Origin of the sequence: Spirillospora sp. CA-142024, from assembly GCF_050942325.1 — a bacterium.
In the GTDB taxonomy this organism is placed as follows: Bacteria; Actinomycetota; Actinomycetes; order Streptosporangiales; family Streptosporangiaceae; genus Spirillospora.
Genome location: NZ_CP192077.1, coordinates 1,668,841 through 1,692,367, shown reverse-complemented (window position 1 = coordinate 1,692,367; position 23,527 = coordinate 1,668,841). Strand labels below are relative to the sequence as shown.

Sequence of the window (23,527 nt, the reverse complement as noted above, 5' to 3'; positions counted from 1 at the left end):
CACTTCGCTCATGCCGGTGACAAGTTCGGCATCGAGTCGAGAATCGGCCCATGGGACGACGGGTTGATCCCGGTGGAGCGGGCCGCCGTGGACGTCCCGTCGGGCAGGTGCCCCTCCTGCTTCTCGTAGTTGCCGCTGCTGTTGCCCTCGCGGACGCCCTTGGTGTGCGAAGGCCTGTCGGGTTTCACGTCGGGCCGGCCAACCTTGATCATTGCTCTCCCCTCATCTCCTCGAAGAAGGCGCCGATGCGGTCCCAGACCGCGTCGCCGCCGGCGAAGCCCGTCCAGTGCTCGCGCAGCAGGGCGGTGAGCCGGTAGCAGTCGTCGACCGGGAGGATCCAGTGCTCGGACGCGCCGCGCGCCCGGTGCACGACGAGGGCCTCCACGTCCGGGCGCAGCCCGGCAAGGACGGGGTTGGCCTCGGCCAGCCGCCGCCAGCTGTCGGCGTGGACGGCCGCGTGCAACGCCCCCGCCGGGCTCGGGTACCGGGCCGTGACCGCGCCCGTCTCCGCCACGGAGAAGAACGCCAGGTCGACGGGGACGCCGAGGCCCGCCCACAGGGGGCCGTCCAGATGGAAGCCGGTCAGCTCGCGGCGTCCGTCCGGAACGAGCCGGTAGTGCCGCCCGCCCGCCGCCTGATCGTCGAACAGGACGGTGCACGCACCGCACGCGCACAGCGGCTCGCCCTTCTCCATGTCGAGAAGATGCCGGTGCGCGTCGTGCAGCGGCTCGGCGCACAGCTCACATCGCCCGGGCGCCTCGGCCGGCGGCGGAGCCGGCGGGGCCGAGGCCAGCGCCGCCAGCCGCGGGGTGGACAGCTCGGGCGTCATACCCTGCTCCGCAGCTGGTCGAGCGGGATCAGCACCGGCTCCGGCGCGGGCGCCTCGATCTCGACCCGCGCCATCTCCGGCGCCGCGGCCAGCACCGCCTGCTCCACCGCCTCCCGCACCGGGCCGGGTGCGGCGGCGCGGCCCTTGGCGGCCACCTTCAACCGCACCGTCTCACCCTCGATCCCGGCGAACTCGGCGGACGTCCGGTGCTTGCCGAGAAAGCCGTCCAGCGTGCCGAGCGCCCGCCGCACCCGTGTTTCCGGTGTTTCCGGATGCAGGCCGTGCGTGAGCAGCAGGTGGCCGACCAGTTCGTCCCCGGTGAGCGCGGACGTGTCCGCCGAGAGCCGCATGATCCGGTCGAGCGCCTCCCCGTACAGCTCCACGAGCGCCTGGACGGCCGGCTCCGCCGCCGGATCCAGCGCGCCGAGCAGCCCCTCAAGGTGCCGGACGTGCTCGCGAACCCGCTCGTCGTCCCAGCTCATCAGTGTTTTCCAGGGTTTTCCTGCGCACCGAACATCGGCGAGTGCCTCTTCTCGATCGTCCGGCCGTTGCCGACGTACATGTGCACGCCGCACGGCAGGCACGGGTCGAAGCTGCGGACCGTCCGCATGATGTCGATGCCCTTGAAGTCGTCCGGCCCGTTCTCCTCGAAGATCGGCTGCTCCTGGACGGCGTCCTCGTACGGCCCGGGCGTCCCGTAGGAGTCGCGCGGGCTGGCGTTCCACGGCGTCGGCGGGTACGGATGGTAGTTCGCGATCTTGTGGTCGCGGATGACGAGGTGGTGCGACAGCACGCCCCGCACGGCCTCGTGGAACCCGCAGCCGATCGCCTCCTCCGGCACGTCGAAGTCGGTGAACACCTTCGTCCGTCCGGCCCGGACCTCGTCGAGGGCCTTCTCGGCGAAGTACAGCGCCATCCCGGCCGCGTAGGCGATGAAGTACGCGCGGGCGCGGTCGCGTTCGATCGTGTTGGCGTACTGCGGCGGCGTCCACTCCAGGTTGACCTCGGGCATGCCCGGCGTCTTCGGCAGGTCGATCTGAACGCTGTGCCCGGTGGACCGGACGTACGGCGTGTCCACCTCGCCGGCCAGCGCGGTCGCCCACAGCCGGGCGAGCGGCCCGCCGCCGGTGTCGAGCGCGAGATGGTCGCCGGTCTCGGGATGCTTCCAGCGCGGGCTCATCACCCAGCTGTACTTGCCGCCGTCGAGGTCGCGCCGCTGCGGGTTCGGCAGCGTCGTCTGGTTCCACGGGTGCCGCTGGTCGATGGGGTTGCCGAGCGGGTCCTCCTTGACGAACGTCTCCTCGCCGGCCCAGTCGTCGTAGTACGAGCTGCCGAGCAGGATCCGCATGCCGAGGTTGATGTCGACCAGGTCCGTCGTGACCAGCCGCCCGTCCACGACCACGCCGGGGGTGACGTAGGCGGCCCGTCCCCAGTCGGACATGTGCCGGTAGTCGTAGTCGCAGACGTCCGGATTCTGGAACGCGCCCCAGCAGCCGAGCAGTGTCCGCCGGCGGCCGACCTGGTCGTAACCGGGGAGCGCCTCCAGGAAGAAGTCGAAGATGTCGTCGTTCATCGCGACGGCGCGCTTGACGAAGTCGAGGCAGCGGGTGAGCCGGACGAGATAGTCGGTGAACACCTGCGGGGTCGCGACCGTCCCCACCCCGCCCGGATACAGCGTCGACGGGTGGACGTGCCGTCCCTCCATCAGGCAGATCATCTCGCGGGTGATGCGGCTCAGCTGCAGGGCCTCCTTGTAGACCGAGCCTTCGAACGGGTTGAACGCCGTCATGATGTCGGCGATCGTGCGGAACCCGTGGACGGAACCGCGCGGCGCGTCGGTGTTCTTGGCCGTCGTCAGCAGGCCCGGGTTCGTCTCGGCGACCATCCGCTCGCAGAAGTCGACGAACACCAGGTTGTCCTGGAAGAGGGTGTGGTCGAACATGTACTCGGCTGCCTCGCCGAGGTTGATGATCCAGTCGGCGAGCGGCGGCGGTTTGATCCCGTACGCCATGTTCTGCGCGTAGACCGAGCAGGTCGCGTGGTTGTCGCCGCAGATACCGCAGATGCGGCTGGTGATGAAGTGCGCGTCGCGCGGGTCCTTGCCCTTCATGAACACGCTGTAGCCGCGGAAGATGGACGAGGTGCTCCTGCACTCCGCCACCTGCATGTTCGCGAAGTCGATCTTCGTGTAGATGCCCAGGTTTCCGACGATCCGGGTGATCGGGTCGAACGCCACCTCGACGAGGCCCGCCTGCGTGGCCGCCCGGCCGCCACGCGTCTGGGTGCCCTGTTTCATGTACGGCCGCCTTTCAGTTGTGCGGCCAGCGGGGCTGGTAGCCGCTGGTCAGCCTGTCTCGGTTGTGGCGCCACTTCGGTTCCCTGTTGGCACTCCTGTTGGTGATCGACCGCATCGTCCGGATGAACGGCCCGTAGGTCTTCAGCAGTCTCGTCGAGAGGCCCGCACCGGGCGGCTCGTCCATGAACGGCATGAACTTGTCGGGGAAGCCGGGCATCGTGCAGCCGATGCAGATGCCGCCCACGTTGGGGCAGCCGCCGACGCCGTCCATCCAGCCGCGCTTGGTGACGTTGCAGTTCACCACCGGTCCCCAGCAGCCCACCTTCACCTGGCACTTCGGCGAGTTGTAGTCGCGCGCGAAGTCGGCCTGCTCGTAGTAGGCGGCGCGGTCACAGCCCTCGTGGACCGTCTTGCCGAACAGCCAGGTGGGACGGAGCTGCTCGTCCAGCGGGATGACCGGCGCCTGCCCGGCCGCCTGGTGCAGCACCCACAGCAGCGTCTCCATGAAGTTGTCCGGCTGGACGGGGCAGCCCGGCACGTTCACGATCGGCATCCCGCCGGCGGACCGGAAGTCCCAGCCGAGGTAGTCGGCGAGGCCCATGCACCCGGTCGGGTTGCCCGCCATCGCGTGGATGCCGCCGAAGGTCGCGCACGTGCCCGCCGCGACGACCGCCCACGCCTTCGGCGCGAGCCGGTCGATCCACTCGTTCAGCGTGATCGGCTCACCGGTCTCGGGGTCGTTGCCCATGGACGTCCAGTAGCCGTCCCCGTTGATGTTCTCGTTCGGTATCGACCCCTCGACGACGAGGACGAACGGGTCGAGTTCGCCGCGCGCCGCCTGCCGGAACGCCTCCATGAACTCGTCGCCGTTCTCGTACGCGAGCACCTTGTTGTGCAGGTGGACCTTCGGCAGGCCCGGTATCGCACCGAGGACGACGTCCTCGATGCTCGGCAGCGAAGCCGCGGTCACCGAGACCGTGTCCCCGTCGCAGCTCATTCCCTCGGACGTCCACAGAATGTGGATCTCGTCCGCCAGCGGTTCCGCCGGAGCGACGCTCACCATCCGCTTCCCTCCCCCGACCGGCTGAGATCATTTACCAATGCGGCCTGCCCTGCGGGAACCCCGCGAAACACCGCCCGAAAACCCCTTCAATTGATCGTCTCCGTTCGGTAAACACACCGTTTGAACAGGGAAGATCGGGGCAGCGGACCAGCGACGGGCGAGCGGAAACAGGCCGGGAGGACGTGTGCACGAATTGGCCGTCACGGAGAGCGTCATAGCTGCAATTTCCGCGCAATTGCCCGATTCGCGAGTGGTGGTGGTGCACCTCGAAATAGGGAGACTTTCCGGAGTCATGCCGGACGCGGTGCGATTCTGCTTCGAACTCGCCGGCGAGGGCACCTGTGTGGCGGGCGCCCGGCTCGACATCACCGAGCCCGAGGGCGAGGGCCACTGCGCGAGCTGCGGGACGTCCTTCCCCGCCCGCGAGCCGCTCGCGGTCTGCCCGTGCGGCAGCGCCGACGTGACGGTCAGCGGCGGCGCCGACCTGACGATCAAGGCGGTGGAGGTCGCCGACGATGTGTGAGACCTGCGGCTGCGACGCCGGGGACGGCGTGCGCCTGACCACCCTGGACCACGGTCACGGCCACGTCGTCACGCTGGACCAGAAGGTCCTGGCCCGCAACGACGACCTGGCCGGGCGGAACCGGGCCTGGCTGGCCGAGCGGGGCGTCACCGCGCTCAACGTGATGAGCTCCCCCGGCTCGGGGAAGACGACGCTGCTCGAACGCACCGTCGCCGACCTGAGCCCGGAACGTCCGATCTCGGTGATCGAGGGCGACCAGGAGACGCTGCTGGACGCGCGGCGCCTCACCGCCGCCGGGGCCCGGACCGTCCAGGTCAACACCGGCGCCGGCTGCCACCTCGACGCCGCGATGGTGGCGGACGCGCTTGCCGCGCTCTCACCGCCGGACGGCTCGACGGTCTTCGTCGAGAACGTCGGCAACCTCGTCTGCCCCGCCCTGTTCGACCTCGGCGAACGGGCCCGCGTCGTGCTCATGTCCGTCACCGAGGGCGCCGACAAACCGCTGAAGTACCCGCACATGTTCCGGGGCGCGGACGTCCTCCTGCTCAACAAGGTCGACCTGCTCCCGTACGTCGACTTCGACATGGACGCCTGCCGGAGCGCCGCCCACCGCCTCTGCCCCGGCCTCACCGTCCTCCCGGTCTCGGCGACCCGGGGCGACGGCCTCGGCGCCTGGTACGACTGGCTGGCCGAAGCCTGACGCGGTCGGCGCCCTTGACCTTGAGCGCACTCCAGCTCCTAGCGTTCTGGCCGTACGCCTGACGAGGGAGCACGCTCAGATGCAGTACCGCAAGCTCGGCCGCACCGGAGTCGAGGTCAGCACCCAGTGCCTCGGCGCGATGATGTTCGGCGCCGTCGGCAATCCCGACCACGACGAGTCCGAGCGCATCGTCCACAAGGCGCTGGACGCCGGGATCAACTTCATCGACACCGCCGACATGTACTCCGCCGGGGAGAGCGAGGAGATCGTCGGGAAGGCCCTCAAGGGCCGCCGGGACGACGTCGTTCTCGCGACCAAGTTCTTCTTCCCGCTCGGCGAGGAGCGCAACGGCCGCGGCGGGTCGCGGCGCTACATCGTCCGGGCCGTGGAGAACAGCCTCCGCCGGCTCGGCACCGACCACATCGACCTGTACCAGATGCACCGCCGCGACTGGGACGCCGACCTGGAGGAGACCCTCGACGCGCTGACCGACCTCGCCCGCCAGGGCAAGGTCCTCTACGTCGGGTCGTCGTCCTACCCGGCCGACTGGATCGTCGAGGCGCAGTGGGCGGCCGAGCGCCGGGGCGGCGTCCGGTTCGTCTGCGAGCAGCCGCAGTACTCGATCTTCGCCCGGTCGATCGAGGAGTCCATGCTGCCCGCCGCGCAGCGGCACGGCATGGGCGTCATCCCGTGGAGCCCGCTGGCCGGAGGCTGGCTGACCGGCAAGTACCGGCGCGGCGAGGACGCTCCGGCGGGCGCCCGGTTCGCCCCTTCGGACAACCCGGCGTGGCGGCGGCGCACCGTCGACGTGGACCCGAACGCGCCGGTCCGCTACGACGCCGTCGAGCGCCTCACCAAGATCGCCGAGAACGCCGGCCTGTCGCTCACCCACCTGGCCCTGGCCTTCGTCGGCGAGCACCCGGCGATCACGTCCACGATCATCGGCCCGAAGACCATGACCCAGCTGGACGACCTGCTCGCGGCCGCCGACGTACGCCTCGACGCCGCCACCCTCGACGCCATCGACGAGGTCGTCCCACCGGGCACCGACATCGGCGGCATCGACCACATGTCCGGCAACCCGTCCCTGACCCCCGAAAACCGCCGCCGCCCCTGAGAACACCGGCCGCCGCCGCGGTCGCGGCGGGGGGCCGGGCCTTCTCCTACTTGATCAGGGGGTCACGGGGGAGCTTCAGGATGCGTTCGGCTATCTGGTTGCGGGTGATCTCGGACGTGCCGCCGGCGATGGACAGGCCGCGGGAGCCGAGGCGGATCCAGCCCGCGGCCTGGCCGAGGCCGTCGGTGAAGGCGGTGCCGGGGCCGGCGAATTCGGCGAGCAGGCCGGCGGTGGCGTGGCCGTGCTCGGCGAGGACGAGCTTGGTGATGTTGCCTTCCGGGCCGGGTTCGCCGCCGGCGACGGCACGTTCGGCGGACCGCAGGTTGAGCAGGCGCAGGGCCTGCTCCTCGGCGGCGTACGCGCCGACGCGCTCGGCCGCGGCGGGGACGCGGTCGCCGCGCTCGGTGTAGAGCCGGATCACGTCCGGTCCGGGCGGGCCGCCGACGCCGCCGCCGATGCTGACGCGCTCGTTGCCGAGGGTGGCGCGGGCGACCGTCCAGCCCTGGTTCGGCGTGCCGACGACGTCGGCGTCCGGGACGAAGACGTCGGAGAAGAACACCTCGTTGAAGTCGGAGTCGCCGGTCGTCTGGCGCAGCGGCCGGACCTCGACACCGGGGTGCTCCATGTCGATGACGACCATGGTGACGCCGGAGTGCTTGGGGGCGTCCGGGTCGGTGCGGACGGTCGCGAAGCCCCAGCGGCAGTAGTGGGCGCCGCTCGTCCAGACCTTCTGGCCGTTGATCAGCCAGCCGCCGTCGGCCCTGACGGCGCGGGTCTTGACGGCGGCGGCGTCCGACCCGGCGTCCGGCTCGCTGAACAGCTGGCACCAGATCTCGTCGCCGGTCAGCGCCGGGCGGACCCAGCGGTCGATCTGGTCCTGCGTGCCGTGCTGGATCAGGGTGAGGATCACCCAGCCGGTGATGCCGAGCTGGGGACGCTTGACGCCGGCGGCCCGGAACTCGTCCTCGATGACGAGTTGCAGTCCGGCACTCGCCTCGACACCCCAGGGGCGCGGCCAGTGCGGCTGGGCGTAGCCGGTCTCGATGAGCCGCCGCCGCTGCTCGGCGGCCGGCAGCGCGGCGATCTCGCCGGCCAGCGCGCGGATCTCCGGGCGCCGCGCCTCGGCCTCGGGCGGCAGGTCCAGGTTCGCCTCCCGGACGACCCCGGCGGCCCGGAGCCGCGTCACGTCCCGCTCCGCCGCGTGCGGGTCGACGACGGCCTCCAGCGTCGCGGCCCGGCGCAGCAGCAGGTGGGCGTCGTGTTCCCAGGTGAAGCCGATGCCGCCGTGCACCTGGATGTTCAGGCCGGCGTTGGACGTGAACGCGGGGAGGGCGAGCGCCGCGGCGACGGCCGCCGCCAGCTCGAACTGGGCGGACGGGCCGGTCTCCGCCCGCGCCGCGTCCCACACGGCGGCCGTGCCCAGTTCGGCGGCGACGAGCATGTTCGCGCAGTGGTGCTTGACGGCCTGGAACATCCCGATCGGGCGGCCGAACTGGTGCCTCACCTTGGCGTACGCGGTGGCGGTCTCGACGCATTCGAGGGCGCCGCCGACCGCCTCGGCGGACAGCAGCGTCCGGGCGATGGCGGTGGCCCGCGCCGCTGCTCCGGCGAGGACGTCCACGGCGGCGCCGTCGAGCCGGACGCGCGCCGAACGCCGGGACGGGTCCAGGTTGCCGGGGACCTCGACGGTGACGCCCGGCGCGTCCGCCCGCACGACGACCATGTCGTCGCCCGCCGGCAGGACGAGCAGTTCGGCCAGGCCGCCGCCCAGCACGACGCCGGCGTCACCGGTGGCGACGCCGTCCCGCACGGTGAGCGAGCCGTCCAGGCCGAGCGCCGCCGGGGTCTCGCCGGAGGCGAGACCGGGAAGGAGCCGCGCCCGCTGCTCCCCGGTCCCGGACGCGGCGACCGCGGCGGACGCGATCATCGTGGGCAGCATCGGGCCGGGCGCGACCGCGCGGCCGAGCTCCTCGGCGACCACGACCAGCTCCGGCAGCCCGGCGCCCCCGCCGCCGTACTCCTCGGGAAGATGCAGGCCGAGCAGCCCGAGCGCGGCGAACTCCGTCCAGAACGCGGGCAGCGTCTCCTTGTCGGCCTCCAGCAGCGCGCGGTTCGCCGCACGCGCCTCCTGGTCGCGCAGGAACGAGCGTGCCGTCCGCGCCAGTTCGCGGTGCTCGTCGCTGATGGCGATCGCCATGGCCCCTCCAAGCGTCGTTCCGGCCAGGACACCAGAATGTCATTCGGTCGGGGTCCGGCGCGAGGGGGGCGCCGTGTCAGCCGGGCGGCGGCCGAGGTAGGCGACCAGGCGGTCGCCCGGTCCGGCGCGCGGTCCCGGCTCGACCGGCTCGGCGAACAGCGGGCTCCGCGTCTCGGGCACCACCAGCGGGCAGAACGCCATCAGCTCGTCCGCCAGGTCCGGCGGGATGGGACGTCCCTCCCCCGTGGCCTGGGAAAGGTCCCAGCCGTGCACGGCCACCTCGATCGCGCCGGCCGCGGCGACCAGCCCGCCGGCCAGCCGCCGGTCGCCGATCGTCACGGTGCGCCGGGCGGCGGACACCTTCAGCAGGCGGACGGCCCGCACACGCAGGGCCGACACGGGGTCGTCCACCGGTTCCGCCTGGGGCGGCACCGTCTCGACCTGACCGATGCTCATCCCCTCGTGCAGTGCGTCCAGCGAATCACCGAGGTGCAGCATGAGCATGTCGAGATCCCAGGACTCGCACGGCGTGGCGCGCGCGAGCATCTGCGGCGTGACCGCCTGCACGGCCGTCAGTGCGTAGCCGATCGCCCGCTCCAGCAGCCTGCCGCGCATCAACGCCTGCGGCACGCGCGTCCGCTCGCGCATCCGGCCTCCATTCGGGGTGACGGCCCACTGTTCTATGGACCGGACCCCGAGCAGAAAGTCATCGGCCGGGACTCGACGAGTGAAAACAACCTGCCGCGAGGTGACCGCCCGGCGCCGTTCTCGTCTGTGGCCCGTTCAGGCCAGGGCGTCGCCCAGGAGGCGCCAGTGCGGCATCGCGGACTCGCCCGGCCCGATTCCGATCACCTGGACGGCGACATGGTCGGCGCCGGCCTCGACGTGAGTGTGGAGCCGCTTGACGATCGTGTCGAGGTCGCCCCAGAAGACGAGGTCGTCGACGAGCCGGTCGGCCCCGGTGGCGATCTCGTCCTCCGAGTAGCCCAGCCTGCGGAACTTCGCGATGTTGTACGGGGTGTTCAGGTACGGGTCCAGGTGCTCCCGGGCGAGCGCGCGGGCCCTGCCGGGGTCCGGCTCGAACAGCACCGGGTGTTCAACGGCGAGGAACGCGTCCGGGCCGAGGATCTCCCGCGCCTGCGCGGTGTGCGCCACGTTGACGTGGTAGGTGTGCGCGCCGAGCGTGCGGTCGCGGGCCAGTTCGAGCATCTTGGGCCCGTACGCGGCGAGGACGCGGCGGATCGGGGCCTTCGCCATGGGGTCGGACGCTTCGAGCGCGTCCAGTTCGTCCAGGTACTCCCGCATCGCGGCCAGGGGCTTGATCCCCGGATGCGGCTCGCCGCCGAATCCCAGCCCGAGCACGTGCCGCCCGGGATAGGCGTCGGCCAGCAGGACGGCCGCGCCGTGCGTCCGGCGCGCCTCGCGCGACCAGATCTGCGCGATGCCGTTGACGACGTGCATCCGTCTGGCACTGGCGAGTAGAAAGCCGGCGTGGGTGAGCGCCTCGCGCCCGGCGACCTCCGGAATCCAGAGAGCCCGCCATCCCTGCCCCTCCAACTCCTGGACGGACTCGCGCATCCGCGCGGCCGGCAGGTTCTCGAAGTCGAAGGTGTAGATCCCGAACGTCCCGAGCTCCTCGCCGCTGATGGCGTTCATAGCAAACCCCCCGCAAGTAGCGTCTTCATGACATATCGTAGCATCGCAGAATCTCGATATGTTCGCAAACGCCAGGCGCTCCGCCCGCGATCCCAGGCCCTAGAGGGTCCGCCCGAGGGCGGCGACGAGCGCGGCGATGCGCTCCTCGTCGCGCTTGTAGTGGGTCCACTTGCCGACGCGCGTGGCCCGCACCAGACCCGCCCGCTGCAGTTCGGCCATGTACGCCGACACGGTCGACTGGGCGAGCCCGACCTTGGCCTGGATGTGGCTCACGCACACGCCCACCTCGGCCGGATCGGCGATCGCGCCGTCCAGCGCGAAGTGCCGCTCGGGCTCGCGCAGCCACGACAGCAGCTGCAACCGCATCGGGTTCGCCAAGGCGCGCAGTGCGCCGACCAGGTCCGGATCCGGTGAAAGCGCGGTCTCCCCCATGAGCTCATCATACCGATCATTACGACGTTTCGCGATATGTCGTCGCCGCAATGACTCCTCGGCGAACAGCCGGACCCAGTACAGCGCGTCCTTGCGCGCCGGCGGTCGCTACCGCCGCGTGTAGCCGGTCTGCTCGGCGGCGCGCCGCCCGTACACGCACAGCGCCCAGATCACGGCGACGTCGAGGGCGATCATGACCACCGACCACACCGGGTAGTACGGCAGGAAGAGGAACTGGGAGATCGCGTTCGCCGCGGCGAAGGCGATGCCGACGGCGCGGGCCCACACGTGCCCGGTGAAGATGAACAGTCCCGCGAGCGCGACGAGGATGCCGAGCACCAGGTGCGTCCACCCCCATGCCGTCACGTCGAAGTCGTACACGTAGCGCGGCGTGACCACGTAGAACTGGTCCTTCACGATCGCGGCCACCCCCTGCAGTGCCTGGAACGACCCGATCATCAGCATCAGCACGCCGGCGAAGACCGCCAGACCGGTGGCCCAGACACCGGCGTGCTGGGTCTGTACCTCCGAATGCCGCCGCGCCGAAGTCTGCTGTGACATGTGGCACCTCCGTCCGTGCCCGTCCATCGCCCACCAGCAGGATCGTCCAGCGGCGCCGCCGCGGACTCACCCGCTACGGATGAGTTCCGGCGCGTTTCCCCGGCCGCCGTCGGCTCACCCGCCGGGGAGGATGCGACGTCCTCCCGGACCGGACGATCGTGGCCGAAGAGTTGCCGGAGCGGCTCCCGCCCACGGCGGCGCCCGCGTCTTCGATGCCGTACCGGGCGGAAGGAGAGGAGGTGGCGTGCCGAAGCCGGATGACGCCACACGGCATGTGGCGTCCGACTACGAGATAAGGATCAGCGGCCGGGTCGGCGAGTCGTTCCGGCTCGCCTTCGAGGAGCTCAGCATCACGGTGAGACCCGCCGAGACGGTCATGCGCGGCCGCGACATGGACCAGGCGGCGCTCTACGGGATCCTGGACCGGATCCAGGCGCTGGGGTTCGAGCTGATCGAGGTTCGCCAGATCCCGCCGACCGCGTCCTGAGCGCGAGCACGCTCAAGGGTCACAGCAGCCGGTACCGGTGTGCACGGCGCACCGCCTCGCCCCGGCGCGTCACCGCGAGCTTGCGGTAGATGCTCTTCAGGTGCGTCTTCACGGTGTTGACCGAGATGTACATTTCGGCGGCGATCTCGTCCGTCGTGAGCATCCTGGAAAGCAGGCGCAGCACCTCCAGCTCCCGCGTGCTCAACTGGCCGACGACGGCGGCGGGTGCCCCGTCCGGGTCCGGTTCCGGCGGGTGGCGGGGCATGGGGCCGAGAGGGTCGATGAGCCGCCGGTGCGGCCGCAGCAGCTCCGGATCCTGGCGCAGCACGGGGAGCAGCCAGCTCCGGGCCATGGCGAACGGCAGCCTGATCTTCTCGCGCTCGCCCAGCCGCAGCGCACGCTCCAGCGAACGACGGCCCCGCGAGCGATCGTCCGCCCGGTAGGCCAGGTACGCGTCCAGCAGCCACGCCTCCACGCGGGCCGTGGCGGGCGCGGAGGACTCCGCCAGCACCGGACGGACCGCGCGCGACGCGGCCGCCGGTTGCCGTTCGTGCAGGTGAACGCGGGCGAGCGCGACGGCTCCCTCGGCACCGCCGGCGTCCCGGGCCGCCTTCATCGCGGCCTCCGGCGCACCGCCCGCGGTCCGCGCCTCGGCCTCGACGAGGCGCATCCGGCGATGCAGCCAGGGCAGGGCGGCGGCGTCCTCGCCGATGGCGTCCAGCGCGGTCAGCGCCCGGTCGGGCCGTCCGGCGGCCATGTCCAGGCGGGCCGCGAGCAGATCGTGCAGGGCGGCGAGGAGACCGTCCGGGGACTGGTCGTTGGCCACGCGGACCTTGTCCAGCTCGTCCCGGGCCTCGTCCAGGCTGACGTCTTCGAGCGCCACCCAGGCGCAGGCGAGGTGAACCGCCGTGACCCGCCGCCCCGCGGGACTGGTGGAGACCTCGGGCAGCTGTCCCGCCCGCGTCGTCAGGTGGGACGCCCAGCGGAAGCCGCCCTGGAGCGCCTCCGCCAGCGCCAGCGCGCCCAGGCATCGCCGCCGCTGAAGGTCGCCCCCGGCCTCGGCGGCGGGCAGGGCGCGCTTGAACTCCGCCCCGGCCCTGCCCGGCCGTCCGGCCCGCAGTTCCAGGAGCCCGTGCGCGTAGCGGACCAGTGCGTGCAGCTCCGGCAGCTCGCGCGACGGCGTGCACGGAATGTCGTCGAGCAGCCGGTCCAGGTCGTGGACGAGGTCCCGCAGGTCCTCGTACCGCGTGGGGCAGTCGGCGACGAGCCTGATCAGTCCCGCGGTGAGCCGCGCCGGGACGGCATGGCCGTCCGGCAGGCCCGCCAGGAGACGTTCCGCACGGGCCAGGTGCGCGGCGCAGGCCTCGTCGTCGCCTCCGTCCAGCGCCACCGCGGCGGCCACGAGCGGCGGCTCCGGCTCCTTCACCCCCGCGGCATGGTCGGGGATGCCGCGCAGTAGCCCGGCGAGCGGCCGTCCGTCCGACAGGCCGAGCAGCCGGCCGATCGCCAGCCCGTCGACCGTCAGCCGGGACGCATAGGGCCAGTCCCCCGCCAGCACCGCCTGCCGGACGGCCTCCTCCAGCGGCCCCGCGCGGCTGAACCACTCCGCCGCACGCCGGTGCAGAGGGGCCACGTCCGCCGGATGTTCGTGCCGCAGCGTCAGGTTCAGCGCCGCGCCGAGCACCGCGTGATAGCGGTACCAGCCGTGTTCCAGCGGGACGACGAAGGCGTTCTCGCGGACCAGGCCCGCGAAGAGCTCGCCCGCCTCCGGCCCCGCGAGTTCCGCCGCCAGTTCCGCGTCGAATCGCTCCGCGACGCTCAGCCTGAGCAGCAGCCGGCGGATCGCGGCGGGCTGGGCGTCCAGCACCTCCGCGACGAGGTAGTCGACGACGGCGTGGTCGTCCCCGGCGAACGCCGCGGCGAAGCCGTCCGGGTCGGGATGGCCCTCCATCGTCATGGCGGCCAGGCGCAGCCCCGCCGCCCAGCCCTCGGTCCGCTCGCGCAGTGCTCCGACCGAGGCGGGGCTCGCCGAGACCTTGTGGTGGGCGAGCAGCGTACGGATCTCCTCCTCGTCGAACGCCAGGTCCCCGCTCCTGATCTCGGCGACCTCACCGGTCAGCCGGTAGCGGTGCAGCGGCAGCGGCGGGTCACACCGGGAGGTCAGCACCAGCCGCAGGACCGGACCGGCCGCCTTGAGGACGCGGGCCACGTCGCGGGCCAGATCGGAGCCCGCCGGCGGGCGGAAGTCGTCCAGCACGAGGACGACCGGAGCGAGGCGGCCGGAAAGGGCGAATGCGAGTTGCGCGCAGAAGATGTCGTGTTCCCGTGCGGAGCGCCGCGGGACATTGGCCACTTCCGCGCGTTCCAGCGCCGCGGCCACGAGATCCCAGAACACGTCCGGGCGGTGGTCCTCCTCCTCCAGGGAGACCCAGGCGACCGGGCCGGGCGTCCTGCCCGTCGCCGCCCAGGAGGCCGCCATGACCGACTTGCCCGCTCCCGGAGGACCGGTCACGACCGTCAGCGGACCGCGGGTCCCCGTTTCGAGCCGCTCCATCAGGCGGTCCCGGGTGATGACCCAATTGTGCCGGGCGGGGACGCACACCTTCGCTGTCGAGATCGGCGCCCTGCCCGCATCAATTCCGGCCACGGAACTAGACACTTTAGTTACCTATCCTGCGCTATGCCGCGATAGGTCCACAAGAAACCCATAAATTGGGAAAGATAAGCACCGACTGACCCGACTCCCCTCTCGGTGCCGGGGATTGAGGTCGTCGATGTCGCGGTCCGGGGCCCTAGGGCCCTCCGGGCCGGGCGCCGCGCTCCGTAGCGTTCCTGCCGATCAGTCGGGGACCGATCTTCATCGAGGAGCGAGACATGCGCCAGACCGTGCTCTTGACCGGCCTCTCCGCCGCCGTTGTCGTGGCGGCGGGAGGGGTGATCGCGACGACCCTGCGCCCCGGGCCCCTGACGGCCACGTCGGCGGGCGCCCGGCAGGGCGACGAGGTCGTCGTTCACGTGAGCCCCGCAGGAGGGGCCGGGACGTCCGCCAAGCAGGGGAACACCGCCTCGTCCCTGGCGGAGGCGGAGAAGATCCTGGAGGACAAGAGGGCGTCCAAGGCCACGGTGCTCGTCAAGGGCGGAACCTACAAGGGCGAGTCGTTCGAGTGGCGCTACTCCCCGAAGGGCGGGGACATCACCGTCCGGCCCGAGTCGGGAACGGGCCGCGTGGTCTTCGACGGCGGCGGCCGCGACGGCTACTGGGCCACCGTGCGGCCCGGCGACGCGAAGATCCACTTCAGCGGGATGACCGTCCAGAACTACACCGCGGGCGGCATCCTGTTCAGGGGCGACAAGGAGAGCCGCAAGAAGATCACCGGCGGTTCCGTCCGGAACATGACCTTCCGCAAGCTGGGCACCAAGTACGGCTCCGGTGCGGAGGGGTACGGGGCCGTCCACATGTACTACTCCTGGAACATGAAGATCGAGAAAAACAACTTCTGGAACCTGGAGAACGACACGGTCCTCAGCCGGATCCATGGCGTCTACTTCTCCAACGGCTCCGGGGACAACTCCGTGTCCGGCAACGCCTTCTACAAGGTCAGCGGCGACCCGGTGCGGGCCAGCGACGGTGCGAGCGGCAACCGGGTGACCGGTAACAAGTTCCAGACCACCGGCTGGTACGGCCTGTTCTCGTACTTCAAGTTCGACCGCGACCCGGTGTGCGGGAAGAACAACTACTTCGCCGGCAACACCTACGGGAAGGTGTATCCGCGCCCCGGCCGCAAGAAGAGCTTCAAGAACCAGCCCGTCGACTGGGACAAGCGGGGAAAGCGCGGCGCCTGCAAGCCGGACCCGATCAAGGTCGGCCCGGGCAACCGGTACGCCCCGGGTCAGCGCATCAGCATGGTCGGTGGTGCGGGGTGACGGCCCCTTCGCCCAGGTCGTGATCCCGGCGACCTGGGCGGCCGCCGCACGGCGCGGCCCGGACCGCTCGAACGAGGCGGCCGACCTCCGGTCGGCCGCCTCGTCGCCGTCCGCTCAGTTTCCGGCGGGGCCCATTACCGGAACGAACGTGTAGCCCCAGATCGACGTCTTGGCGCAGGTGGTGTGGACGGCCTGGACGGTGCCCGGGTGCAGGGTGTCGATGCCCACGCACATTCCGCTCTGGCGGGTCTCGGCGGACAGCAGGTTGAAAAGAGGCGCCGGCCGGGACGTCCCATTGTTCGCCGAGGTCTGGCCCTCCGGTTTGGCGGTCTCCAGGTTGAAGCGCTGCAACTTGTTCTTGTTGTCGCAGGCACTCGGATGCAGGAGGGCACCGTCCTTGGGGGCGTCCAGCGTGAGGCACAAGATCTGGTCTTCGTTCGTGTTGGCCTGGACGACATACGTACCGTTCGGGCGGGCTTCAAGCCGGAAGCGCTGCAGGCGGTCCTCGTCGTCGCACTTGTCCTGGGAGAGCGTCGGATCCAACTCGTCGTCAGGAAGGATCGTCAGGCATTCCCCGACCGACACCGCGCTCTCGGGCTGGATGGAGTACCAGCCCGTGCTCGGCGGGGCGGAGGCGGACAACTCGCCCTTGTGATTGTTCTCCTTCTGGCCGGGGTCGTCGTCGGCGAACCCGTTCAGCATGGCCACCCCGATGACCGCGACGGTGATGAACGCCGGCGCGGCCACGAGCGGGGTGAGAGGACGGCGCTTGCGCGACTGATCGCGCCTGCCGGAGTGATCGTCCTGGTGGGAGTGATCGCGCCTCCGCGAGTGGCCCTTGCGAGAGTGGACGCGCCTCGGAGGGGACTTGCGATGCCGGGGGAGGTGCTGGTTCGGCTGCTCTTCGGGCTGCGCCTGCTCGGGCGAGGGGGGCACGGGCGGCTCCAAAACGGCGGCGGGCTTGTCCGGAATACCGGGATCGGCATTCGCCGACGCGACCCGCTCGTGCGCACGCATCCATTCGGCCTGAACCTCGGGCACGCATCCGCACGCGCTGATGAACGCCGACACCAGTTCCCGTCTTGGCAGACTACTGCCTCCGAGCAGGCTGACCAGTCCTCCCGGGAAGAGCACGGGGGCGGTCGCCGTCCGGGCCTCAAGCTCCTGGAGGGTCAGTCCCGACCAGCGTTGAAGGTCCCGCATCACCGCGACGAACTCGGCGGGCGTACGGACGCCGTCCGGCCGTGGGACGGTCCTCCGCACCGGCATTCTCGACCCTTCTTGAGTGGAAATGCCGTTGATCGTGGGCATAGTAGCGACCTCCACTAAAGATGTGGCTAATGTTCCTATGTAGATGCGTGCGGTGACCGGTGCCTGGCCGGCGGAGCGAACTCGCGGAGGGCAGTCCGATGTCCGACCTGACCGACCGCGCCTCCGGGTCTTTGCGCGGGTCCGTCGAATCCCGGATCGGCACGACGTTCGTGCTGCTCATCCAGGTGCGGGTGCTGGTCGTCGGGGTGACGGTGCTGATCGACCAGCAGGTGCGCGGCGACTTCTGGGCGATGACCGTGCTGGTCGTGGTGGCGCTGCTCTCCGGGCTGATGCTGCTCGGCTGGGAACGGCTCATCCCGCGGCTGTACGCGCAGCCCGCACTGCTGGCCTGGGACGTGCTCGTCGGCTACGCGGTGCTCGAAGCGGGCGGGATCATCGGCCCCTACTTTCTGGTCACCGTGATCGCCGCCGGTCTGGCGGGGCTGCTGTACCGCTGGCCGACGACGCTGGCGTTGTGCCTCCAGCAGGCCGTCCTGTACTACGTGGCGCTCTTCCGGGGCGACGGCGCGGACGACATCCGGCACAGCGCCGCGCTCCCGCTGCTCCTCGCGATGCCCGCGTTCTACGGGATCGGCGCCCTGGTCGGGACGGTGATCCGGCGGCTGTTCGACGAGCAGGCCGCGGCCGAGGAGGCGGTCTGGCGCTCGGAGGCGCTGGCCATGGCAGCCGAGGAGCGTTCCCGCCTGGCCCGGGAGATGCACGACTCGCTGACCGGCACTCTGTCCGGGATCGCGTTGACGGCGTCCAGCCTTCCCACGATCGTGCGCAGGTCGCCGGACCGCGCGGAGAAGGAGGCCCAGCGCATCTCGGCCGCCGCGCAGATCGCCACTCGGCAGGCGCGCTCGCTCATCGCCGAGCTGCGCGCCGACGCCGTGCAGCGCCCTCTGCACGTCGTGGTCCGCGAGCTGGTCGCGGAGTGGGGGCGGACGGCCGGCGTCCAGGTGCGCGATCGCGTGCAGGACGGCGCCGACCTTCCGCTGCGCGCCCGGCACGAGACCGTGGCGATCATCAAGGAGGCGCTGGAGAACGTCCGGCGGCACGCCGGGGCCTCGGCCGTGGAGGTCGCCGTGACCGGCGGCCCGGAGGACCTGCGGGTGGTCGTCCGCGACGACGGCCGCGGCCTCCCCGGCCGGCCCGGCCGGGACGGCTGGCTCGACGCGCTCGCCGACGACGGCCACTACGGCCTCCTCGGCATGCACGAACGCGCACAGCGGGTCGGAGGGGAGCTCACGGTGGACTCGATCCCCGGCGGCGGCACCGCCATCACCGTCCGATTCCCCCACACCGCCTCGACCGGGACCGCCCGCGCGTCGCAAAGCCTCGTGGCCGGCGACGGCCGGGCCGAGAACGGAGCGGACGGGCGGGAGTCCGCCGGGACGGCGGCGGTGCTCGAACCGGACTGGGAGAACGCCCAGCCCGTGGACCGGAGAGGCCAATGAACGTTGACGTGCTGTGCCGGGTGCTGGTGGTGGACGACAACCCGTTCATCCGCTCCGGGCTCGCGCTGGCGCTCGAAGCGAGCGGCGAGATCGAGGTCGTGGGCGAGGCGGGCGACGGCCGCCGGGCCGTCGAGCTGGCACGGGAGCTGGTTCCGGACGTGATCCTGCTGGACGTCCGCATGCCGCATGTCGACGGGGTCTCCGCCGCCGGCGTGCTGAGCGAGATCGGCCGGGTCATCATGCTCACCCAGGTCGAGGAGCCCGAGGTGGTGCTGGCGGCCGTCCGGAACGGGGCCGTGGGCTATCTGGTGCACAACACCTTCACTCCCGAGGAGCTGTGCGCGGCGGTTCTGGAGACGGTCCGGCAACGGGCTCACCCCCTTTCCCGGGTGGCGTCGGCTGCTCTGATCGACGCCGCCCGGACGGATCCGGCCACCGTGTCGGCGGCGGCCGACCCGGCCGAGCAGCGAAAGCGTTTCGGACTTTCGGAACGCGAAGCCGAGGTCATGCATCTCATTGCCCAAGGACATCCGAACTCGACGATCGCGGCCAAACTATTTCTCACCGAGAAGACAGTCAAGAATTACATCAACCGGATCTACGCCAAACTCGGCTCCCCCAACCGGTCCACAGCCATCGTGACCTGGCTCGGAATGCCTCCGCAGGGTTGAGCGGCCGCACTGGATTGGGGTCCCTCAGGCCCGATACAGGGCCCTAGGGCCCTAGGGCCCCGGGACGCGCGCACAGTAGATTTCCACCGAATTATTCGAGTGCCGAACGGCCAGAATCGGCGGCCGGCGCAATAGCTCGGTTCGGAGGTTTACTGTGCCTTTCTCTTTCCGAAGACGAACCGTCGTCGTGGCGCTCACCACGGTGACCATCACGGTCTCGGCGTTCGCCGCCCTGCGCGAGGGCCCGGCCGACTTCGACCCGGCGTCCGACACCCAGCGGATCCCTCCCGGTGAAACGACCGTCTGGGACGCCCCCGGCCGCTTCGAACCCCCCGACGGCGCCGGCCCCTCCGACGGCCCAGGAGGGCCTGAGAGCATCGCGCCCCCGACCCCCGAGGAGACCGGGAAGCCCCGGACGCCCTCCGGCGGGACGACTGCGGCACAGCGCTATGGGTGGGGGGCTCCGCGGGCGGCGGACGAGTTCAACACCACCCTCGACACGAAGGCGTGGGAGGTCTACGACGGCCCCGGACACGCCGGGAACGGAAAGCGCAGGCCGGAAGCCGTGACCGTGAAGAACGGGGCGCTGCGGATCACCGGCGGGCCCGACGGGACCACCGGCGGACTCGGCTGGCACAAGGGCAGCCAGAAGCTGGGCCGCTGGGAGGCGCGGTTGAAGCTCAACCGCTCCTGCGCCTGCTACAACGCGAACATGCTGCTGTGGCCCGTCGGCGGAGGCGGCGGCACCGCGCCCAAGGGCGGCGGCGGCGAGATCGACTACATGGAGACCTATGAGGACAACGGCCTCCGGACGGGCGCGAACTTCTTCCTCCACTACGACCAGAAGGAAGGGTCGGAGCAGAAGGGCCGGGAGGGTGACTCGGGCCGCCTCGACGCCCACGCGAAGGTCGACCTCACCACCTGGCACACGTTCGCGGTCGAGTGGACCGCGAAGGAGATCAACGGGTATCTCGACGGCCGGCGCTGGTTCCACACCACCAGGCGGGACGCGCAGCCGCCGGGCCCGATGGGCCAGGCGATCCAGCTCGACTGGATCCCCGGGCTGACGGACACGACCGCGCCCGGCATCGACAAGAAGGGCAAGGCGGTCCTTCAGGTCGACTGGATCCGCATGTACGGCCCCTGAACGAATTCGGGCGGCGCCCACGCGGCGCCGGGTCGGCGGGGGCCGGCCCGGCGCCGTAACGGGTGGCGTTCACCGGTGCGTCAACGGATGATCTGCCACATGCCCTCGGCGTTGCGGCGCAGCACGAACTCCGACTGGAGGGTTCGCTCCGTCAGATGCCCCTCGGTCCAGCTCAGTCCCGAGAACGGCAGGACGGCGTCGCCGGATTTGTTGATCTTCCCGCCGTTGACCAGGACCCGGCTGAGCGCCTGCCGCTCCCTCGGTCTGAGGAAATGCGGCGTGTTCTTCACGCCCTTGGTGCAGTTGCCCCGTAGAGCCGGGCCGTTCACGAATTCGCCGTCCTTCGCCACGTACCGGCATACCAGGCTCTCCCCCTTCGCCTGCCCCTGGAGGAACGCCTTCAACGCGGCGCGCGCCCCGGGAAGCCCAGGCGTGGAACCCGGATCCAGTTCAAGAGGGTCGTTCGTCTCCGGCGGCGGCGTGGTCTTCAGCGCGGACTGCTTGGAAGACGGCCCCTGGGCCCCCTTGTCGTCCGAGCCGCCGCCGCAGGCGGTGGCGGTCAGCATTCCGACGAGGAGAAGGACACAACCGGCCGATTTCCGGTAAGCCATCGAACGCCTCCCTGAGAGCCCTGAATCGACCGTTGATCATACTGTGCATTAACCAATTTCTGCAATGGCTCCAGAAGCTGCAATTCGGGCGGCGAACCGCACCTGGATAGCCATTTTCACGGGCCCGCCTCTTTCGCCGCCGCCGATCTCGTTCGGCGGCGGCCGCGGCACCGGCCGGAGCAGCGCCGCGAGGCCGCCGACCGCTCCGCCACCGGCGATGCACATCACATCCCGGCGGCCGTCACATCTCGTCCGGCCGCTCCGTCAGTGAGGTGTAACAGTCGACAACGGCAAGGGGATCATGATGGAAGCCCGCTTCAACTACTACGGCACCGCGGTCGCGACCAAGTACATGAAGTACCTCCAGTCGGCGGCCAAGGTCATCTCCGGCTCGGGGCTGCCGATCGCGACCCAGCACCTGGTGGAGATCCGGGCCAGCCAGATCAACGGCTGCGCCGTCTGCACCGACATGCACACCAAGGACGCCGCGCATGCCGGAGAGACCTCGGTGCGCCTCAACCTGGTCGCGACCTGGCGTGAGGCCACGGTCTTCACCGAGGCCGAGCGGGCCGCGCTGGAGCTGGCCGAAGAGGGCACCCGCATCGCCGACACCGCCGGAGGCGTGAGCGACGAGGTCTGGGCGAACGCCGCGAAGCACTACGACGACGAGCAGCTCGCCGGCCTGGTGTCCCTCATCGCCGGGATCAACAGCTGGAACCGCATGAACGTCATCACCCGGCAGCCCGCCGGCGACTACCGGCCCGGCCAGTGGGGGTGACCCGGCGCCCCTGACCGCCCGCGGCGCACCTGACGGGTGTCCAGTGGTCACCTCGGTGACCACTGGACCCCGGTCGGGATACGCTGGTATCCGGTTCGACTTTGGGTGGTCAATGTGTCCGAGCACAGCGCTGTCTACTATCCCGAGATTTCCAGCCCGCAACGGCTGATCGGGCGGCGCACGTTTGATTTCACCCGGCAAGTGGCCGTAATGGCGATAATCAATCGCACCCCCGACTCTTTTCACGATCGCGGACGCACTTTCGCCCTGGACAAGGCGTTGACCGCGGCCCAGGACGCGCTCGACGAGGGAGCCGACTGGCTCGATATCGGAGGTGTGCCGTTCGCCCCCGGACCCGCGGTGAGCATCGAAGAGGAGATGGACCGGGTGGTGCCGGTCATCGAGGGCGCCCGGTCCCGCACGGACGCGGTCATCTCGGTCGAGACGTACCGTCCCGAGGTCGCGCGTGCGGCCTTCGACGCGGGCGCCGACGTCCTCAACAACACGAGCGGGCTCCATGACCCCGCGCTCGCCGATGTGGTCGCGGAGGCCGGCGCGAGTCTCGTCATCACGCACAGCCTCGCCGATCCCCGGACGCCCTACCCCCGTCCGCGGTATGACGACGTGGTGTCGGAGGTCGCCGAGTTCCTTCGCGAGCGGGCCGCCCTGGCCGAGAAGCACGGCGTGCCGGCGGACCGGATCATCGTCGACCCCGGCCACGACCTGAACAAGAACACCTACCACTCACTCGAACTCACCCGCCGCCTCCCGGAGATCGCACGGGTCGGCTACCCGATGCTCGTGGCGGTGTCCAACAAGGACTTCATCGGCGAGACGCTGGAGCGAGCTCAGCAGGAAAGGGTCGAGGGCACGATCGCCACCCTCGTCGTCTCCATCCTGAGCGGCGCCCGCATCGTGCGCGTTCACGATGTGGCGGAGGCGAAGCAGGCGGTGAACATGGTCGAAGGCATTCTCGGCTGGCGCCCTCCCGCCTACGTCCGCCACAACGTCGACTAGCCCTGCGCGATGCGGTAACGCAGAAACAGATAGTTTCCGTCCTGGATCGCATGGCACAGTTCCATGCTCTGCATATCGATCACCGGGCCGTTCAGGATGCGTGCGGCGTCGCCGGCGGTGATGGACGGGCTCAACGTCAGGCACAGCTCATGCAGCCAGCCGGCGGCGGCGACCTCGGCCAGGACCACCGGGCCGCCCTCGCAGAGCTGACGCTTGTAGCCGCGTCCCGCCAACTCGGTCAGCGCCTTGCCGATGTCCGCCGATTCGGCACCGCAGACGATGACCTCGGCTCGCTGCTCGGCCATCCGCCGCCTTTCACGCGGGGCGCCCTCGCAGGTGATGACGATCGGCCGGTGCCGCGTCCTCGCGAAGATCGGGCCGTCGAAGTCGAGGTTCAGGCTTCGGGACACGATGGCCAGCGGCGGCGCCGACTCGGGGAAGTCGTCGTACTCCCGGACGGTCGCGGCCCCCATGATCACGACGTCGGCGAGGCTCCGGAGCCGCCGCATGAGCTCCCAGTCGCCCCGGTAGCCGATCGCACCGGTGTTCCCCTTGTACTGGATGGCTCCGTCGAGGGTCGCGATCATGTTCGCCCGCAGCCACGGCGTCGTCTCCGGGTAGGCGTAGTTCTCCAGCATCGCGTCCACGTCCATCTGACCACTGTAGACACGGCAGGCTTCCGTTCCCCGCCTCGGTCTGTGTGACGATCAAGGCCGGGCGCCCGGCCTCGGCGCCCGCGGAAAGGAG

General features: G+C 70.7%; 24 protein-coding genes. 10 read left to right on the top strand and 14 right to left on the bottom strand.

The annotated features are described in order from the left end of the window. Positions 1 to 8: 8 nt before the first annotated feature. From ACQPZP_RS08275 to ACQPZP_RS08255, 5 genes are read right to left on the bottom strand one after another with little or no spacing between them, the layout of a single operon-like run. Positions 9 to 212 (bottom strand): hypothetical protein, encoded by a 204-nt coding sequence (locus ACQPZP_RS08275; protein ID WP_433477042.1) that lies wholly within the window; start codon positions 210 to 212, stop codon positions 9 to 11. Then, a complete protein-coding gene (locus ACQPZP_RS08270; RefSeq protein ID WP_433477041.1) occupies positions 209 to 829 on the bottom strand; it encodes a DUF5947 family protein in 621 nt (206 codons plus the stop codon). The genes ACQPZP_RS08275 and ACQPZP_RS08270 overlap by 4 nt, the downstream gene beginning before the upstream one ends. After that, on the bottom strand, positions 826 to 1,311 hold the full coding sequence (locus ACQPZP_RS08265; protein ID WP_433477040.1) for a hypothetical protein: 486 nt from the start codon (positions 1,309 to 1,311) through the stop codon (positions 826 to 828). The genes ACQPZP_RS08270 and ACQPZP_RS08265 overlap by 4 nt, the downstream gene beginning before the upstream one ends. Further along, positions 1,311 to 3,125, bottom strand: a complete 1,815-nt coding sequence (locus ACQPZP_RS08260; RefSeq protein ID WP_433477039.1) for a nickel-dependent hydrogenase large subunit — start codon at positions 3,123 to 3,125, stop codon at positions 1,311 to 1,313. The genes ACQPZP_RS08265 and ACQPZP_RS08260 overlap by 1 nt, the downstream gene beginning before the upstream one ends. Before the next feature lie 13 nt (positions 3,126 to 3,138). Beyond that, positions 3,139 to 4,188, bottom strand: a complete 1,050-nt coding sequence (locus ACQPZP_RS08255) for a hydrogenase expression protein HypE (RefSeq protein ID WP_433477038.1) — start codon at positions 4,186 to 4,188, stop codon at positions 3,139 to 3,141. A 184-nt stretch (positions 4,189 to 4,372) separates the two neighbouring features. On the opposite strand from ACQPZP_RS08255, the gene ACQPZP_RS08250 reads away from it, so the two are divergent. The 3 genes from ACQPZP_RS08250 (at position 4,373) to ACQPZP_RS08240 (ending at position 6,528) form a co-directional block, all read left to right on the top strand. Next, entirely contained in the window at positions 4,373 to 4,711 is a 339-nt protein-coding gene (locus tag ACQPZP_RS08250) for a hydrogenase maturation nickel metallochaperone HypA (protein ID WP_433477037.1), read from the top strand. Then, positions 4,704 to 5,411, top strand: coding sequence for a hydrogenase nickel incorporation protein HypB (hypB, locus tag ACQPZP_RS08245; protein ID WP_433477036.1), 708 nt, complete (start codon positions 4,704 to 4,706; stop codon positions 5,409 to 5,411). Before ACQPZP_RS08250 ends, hypB begins: the two co-directional genes overlap by 8 nt. 79 nt (positions 5,412 to 5,490) lie before the next feature. Continuing rightward, the gene (locus tag ACQPZP_RS08240) at positions 5,491 to 6,528 is read left to right on the top strand and encodes an aldo/keto reductase (RefSeq protein WP_433477035.1); all 1,038 of its coding nucleotides are present in this window, start codon (positions 5,491 to 5,493) and stop codon (positions 6,526 to 6,528) included. Between the two features lie 46 nt (positions 6,529 to 6,574). Here ACQPZP_RS08240 and ACQPZP_RS08235 read toward each other — a convergent pair whose 3' ends face one another. The 5 genes from ACQPZP_RS08235 to ACQPZP_RS08215 all read right to left on the bottom strand — a co-directional run bounded on the left by ACQPZP_RS08235 (position 6,575) and on the right by ACQPZP_RS08215 (position 11,374). Then, on the bottom strand, positions 6,575 to 8,725 hold the full coding sequence (locus tag ACQPZP_RS08235) for an acyl-CoA dehydrogenase (protein WP_433477034.1): 2,151 nt from the start codon (positions 8,723 to 8,725) through the stop codon (positions 6,575 to 6,577). A gap of 39 nt (positions 8,726 to 8,764) precedes the next feature. Continuing rightward, on the bottom strand, positions 8,765 to 9,373 hold the full coding sequence (locus ACQPZP_RS08230) for a TIGR03086 family metal-binding protein (protein WP_433477033.1): 609 nt from the start codon (positions 9,371 to 9,373) through the stop codon (positions 8,765 to 8,767). Positions 9,374 to 9,508: 135 nt separating this feature from the next. Then, positions 9,509 to 10,381 (bottom strand): TIGR03620 family F420-dependent LLM class oxidoreductase, encoded by an 873-nt coding sequence (locus ACQPZP_RS08225; RefSeq protein WP_433477032.1) that lies wholly within the window; start codon positions 10,379 to 10,381, stop codon positions 9,509 to 9,511. Between the two features lie 99 nt (positions 10,382 to 10,480). Further along, positions 10,481 to 10,813: an ArsR/SmtB family transcription factor gene (locus ACQPZP_RS08220; RefSeq protein WP_433477031.1), complete on the bottom strand. Its 333-nt coding sequence runs from the start codon at positions 10,811 to 10,813 to the stop codon at positions 10,481 to 10,483. A gap of 108 nt (positions 10,814 to 10,921) precedes the next feature. Next, on the bottom strand, positions 10,922 to 11,374 hold the full coding sequence (locus tag ACQPZP_RS08215) for a DUF7144 family membrane protein (RefSeq protein ID WP_433477030.1): 453 nt from the start codon (positions 11,372 to 11,374) through the stop codon (positions 10,922 to 10,924). Between the two features lie 244 nt (positions 11,375 to 11,618). On the opposite strand from ACQPZP_RS08215, the gene ACQPZP_RS08210 reads away from it, so the two are divergent. After that, positions 11,619 to 11,861 (top strand): hypothetical protein, encoded by a 243-nt coding sequence (locus ACQPZP_RS08210; RefSeq protein ID WP_433477029.1) that lies wholly within the window; start codon positions 11,619 to 11,621, stop codon positions 11,859 to 11,861. Between the two features lie 19 nt (positions 11,862 to 11,880). Here ACQPZP_RS08210 and ACQPZP_RS08205 read toward each other — a convergent pair whose 3' ends face one another. After that, a complete protein-coding gene (locus ACQPZP_RS08205; RefSeq protein ID WP_433477028.1) occupies positions 11,881 to 14,508 on the bottom strand; it encodes a LuxR C-terminal-related transcriptional regulator in 2,628 nt (875 codons plus the stop codon). 227 nt (positions 14,509 to 14,735) lie between these two features. Here ACQPZP_RS08205 and ACQPZP_RS08200 point away from each other — a divergent pair, with 227 nt between their 5' ends. Further along, entirely contained in the window at positions 14,736 to 15,785 is a 1,050-nt protein-coding gene (locus ACQPZP_RS08200; protein ID WP_433477027.1) for a right-handed parallel beta-helix repeat-containing protein, read from the top strand. 114 nt (positions 15,786 to 15,899) lie between these two features. Here the strand turns inward: ACQPZP_RS08200 and ACQPZP_RS08195 are convergent, their stop codons facing one another. Next, on the bottom strand, positions 15,900 to 17,054 hold the full coding sequence (locus ACQPZP_RS08195; RefSeq protein ID WP_433477026.1) for a hypothetical protein: 1,155 nt from the start codon (positions 17,052 to 17,054) through the stop codon (positions 15,900 to 15,902). 140 nt (positions 17,055 to 17,194) lie between these two features. On the opposite strand from ACQPZP_RS08195, the gene ACQPZP_RS08190 reads away from it, so the two are divergent. The 3 genes from ACQPZP_RS08190 (at position 17,195) to ACQPZP_RS08180 (ending at position 20,374) form a co-directional block, all read left to right on the top strand. Continuing rightward, positions 17,195 to 18,556: a sensor histidine kinase gene (locus ACQPZP_RS08190; protein WP_433477025.1), complete on the top strand. Its 1,362-nt coding sequence runs from the start codon at positions 17,195 to 17,197 to the stop codon at positions 18,554 to 18,556. Further along, positions 18,553 to 19,227, top strand: a complete 675-nt coding sequence (locus ACQPZP_RS08185) for a response regulator (protein WP_433477024.1) — start codon at positions 18,553 to 18,555, stop codon at positions 19,225 to 19,227. The genes ACQPZP_RS08190 and ACQPZP_RS08185 overlap by 4 nt, the downstream gene beginning before the upstream one ends. A gap of 154 nt (positions 19,228 to 19,381) precedes the next feature. Next, positions 19,382 to 20,374: a glycoside hydrolase family 16 protein gene (locus ACQPZP_RS08180; RefSeq protein ID WP_433477023.1), complete on the top strand. Its 993-nt coding sequence runs from the start codon at positions 19,382 to 19,384 to the stop codon at positions 20,372 to 20,374. Between the two features lie 80 nt (positions 20,375 to 20,454). Here ACQPZP_RS08180 and ACQPZP_RS08175 read toward each other — a convergent pair whose 3' ends face one another. After that, complete coding sequence (locus tag ACQPZP_RS08175; RefSeq protein WP_433477022.1) at positions 20,455 to 20,985, bottom strand: hypothetical protein; 531 nt, start codon at positions 20,983 to 20,985, stop codon at positions 20,455 to 20,457. A gap of 301 nt (positions 20,986 to 21,286) precedes the next feature. Here ACQPZP_RS08175 and ACQPZP_RS08170 point away from each other — a divergent pair, with 301 nt between their 5' ends. Together ACQPZP_RS08170 and folP are read left to right on the top strand one after the other, a co-directional pair. Further along, entirely contained in the window at positions 21,287 to 21,763 is a 477-nt protein-coding gene (locus ACQPZP_RS08170) for a carboxymuconolactone decarboxylase family protein (protein WP_433477021.1), read from the top strand. Positions 21,764 to 21,973: 210 nt separating this feature from the next. Beyond that, positions 21,974 to 22,780: a dihydropteroate synthase gene (gene folP / locus ACQPZP_RS08165; protein ID WP_433477020.1), complete on the top strand. Its 807-nt coding sequence runs from the start codon at positions 21,974 to 21,976 to the stop codon at positions 22,778 to 22,780. On the opposite strand, the gene ACQPZP_RS08160 is transcribed toward folP, so the two are convergent. Further along, a complete protein-coding gene (locus ACQPZP_RS08160; RefSeq protein WP_433477019.1) occupies positions 22,777 to 23,433 on the bottom strand; it encodes a dihydrofolate reductase family protein in 657 nt (218 codons plus the stop codon). The two genes, folP and ACQPZP_RS08160, sit on opposite strands and share 4 nt — an antisense overlap. Positions 23,434 to 23,527 lie beyond the last annotated feature (94 nt).

Coding starts and splice junctions, on each gene's coding strand:
- ACQPZP_RS08175 (WP_433477022.1), bottom strand. CDS start 20,985: ATGGCTTACCGGAAATCGGCCGGTTGTGTCCTTCTCCTCGTCGGAATG.
- ACQPZP_RS08160 (WP_433477019.1), bottom strand. CDS start 23,433: ATGGACGTGGACGCGATGCTGGAGAACTACGCCTACCCGGAGACGACG.
- ACQPZP_RS08240 (WP_433477035.1), top strand. CDS start 5,491: ATGCAGTACCGCAAGCTCGGCCGCACCGGAGTCGAGGTCAGCACCCAG.
- ACQPZP_RS08255 (WP_433477038.1), bottom strand. CDS start 4,188: ATGGTGAGCGTCGCTCCGGCGGAACCGCTGGCGGACGAGATCCACATT.
- ACQPZP_RS08170 (WP_433477021.1), top strand. CDS start 21,287: ATGATGGAAGCCCGCTTCAACTACTACGGCACCGCGGTCGCGACCAAG.
- ACQPZP_RS08220 (WP_433477031.1), bottom strand. CDS start 10,813: ATGGGGGAGACCGCGCTTTCACCGGATCCGGACCTGGTCGGCGCACTG.
- ACQPZP_RS08270 (WP_433477041.1), bottom strand. CDS start 829: ATGACGCCCGAGCTGTCCACCCCGCGGCTGGCGGCGCTGGCCTCGGCC.
- ACQPZP_RS08215 (WP_433477030.1), bottom strand. CDS start 11,374: ATGTCACAGCAGACTTCGGCGCGGCGGCATTCGGAGGTACAGACCCAG.
- ACQPZP_RS08185 (WP_433477024.1), top strand. CDS start 18,553: ATGAACGTTGACGTGCTGTGCCGGGTGCTGGTGGTGGACGACAACCCG.
- ACQPZP_RS08195 (WP_433477026.1), bottom strand. CDS start 17,054: ATGCCGGTGCGGAGGACCGTCCCACGGCCGGACGGCGTCCGTACGCCC.
- ACQPZP_RS08200 (WP_433477027.1), top strand. CDS start 14,736: ATGCGCCAGACCGTGCTCTTGACCGGCCTCTCCGCCGCCGTTGTCGTG.
- ACQPZP_RS08225 (WP_433477032.1), bottom strand. CDS start 10,381: ATGAACGCCATCAGCGGCGAGGAGCTCGGGACGTTCGGGATCTACACC.
- ACQPZP_RS08265 (WP_433477040.1), bottom strand. CDS start 1,311: ATGAGCTGGGACGACGAGCGGGTTCGCGAGCACGTCCGGCACCTTGAG.
- folP (WP_433477020.1), top strand. CDS start 21,974: ATGGCGATAATCAATCGCACCCCCGACTCTTTTCACGATCGCGGACGC.
- ACQPZP_RS08260 (WP_433477039.1), bottom strand. CDS start 3,125: ATGAAACAGGGCACCCAGACGCGTGGCGGCCGGGCGGCCACGCAGGCG.
- ACQPZP_RS08230 (WP_433477033.1), bottom strand. CDS start 9,373: ATGCGCGAGCGGACGCGCGTGCCGCAGGCGTTGATGCGCGGCAGGCTG.
- ACQPZP_RS08190 (WP_433477025.1), top strand. CDS start 17,195: ATGTCCGACCTGACCGACCGCGCCTCCGGGTCTTTGCGCGGGTCCGTC.
- ACQPZP_RS08275 (WP_433477042.1), bottom strand. CDS start 212: ATGATCAAGGTTGGCCGGCCCGACGTGAAACCCGACAGGCCTTCGCAC.
- ACQPZP_RS08235 (WP_433477034.1), bottom strand. CDS start 8,725: ATGGCGATCGCCATCAGCGACGAGCACCGCGAACTGGCGCGGACGGCA.
- hypB (WP_433477036.1), top strand. CDS start 4,704: ATGTGTGAGACCTGCGGCTGCGACGCCGGGGACGGCGTGCGCCTGACC.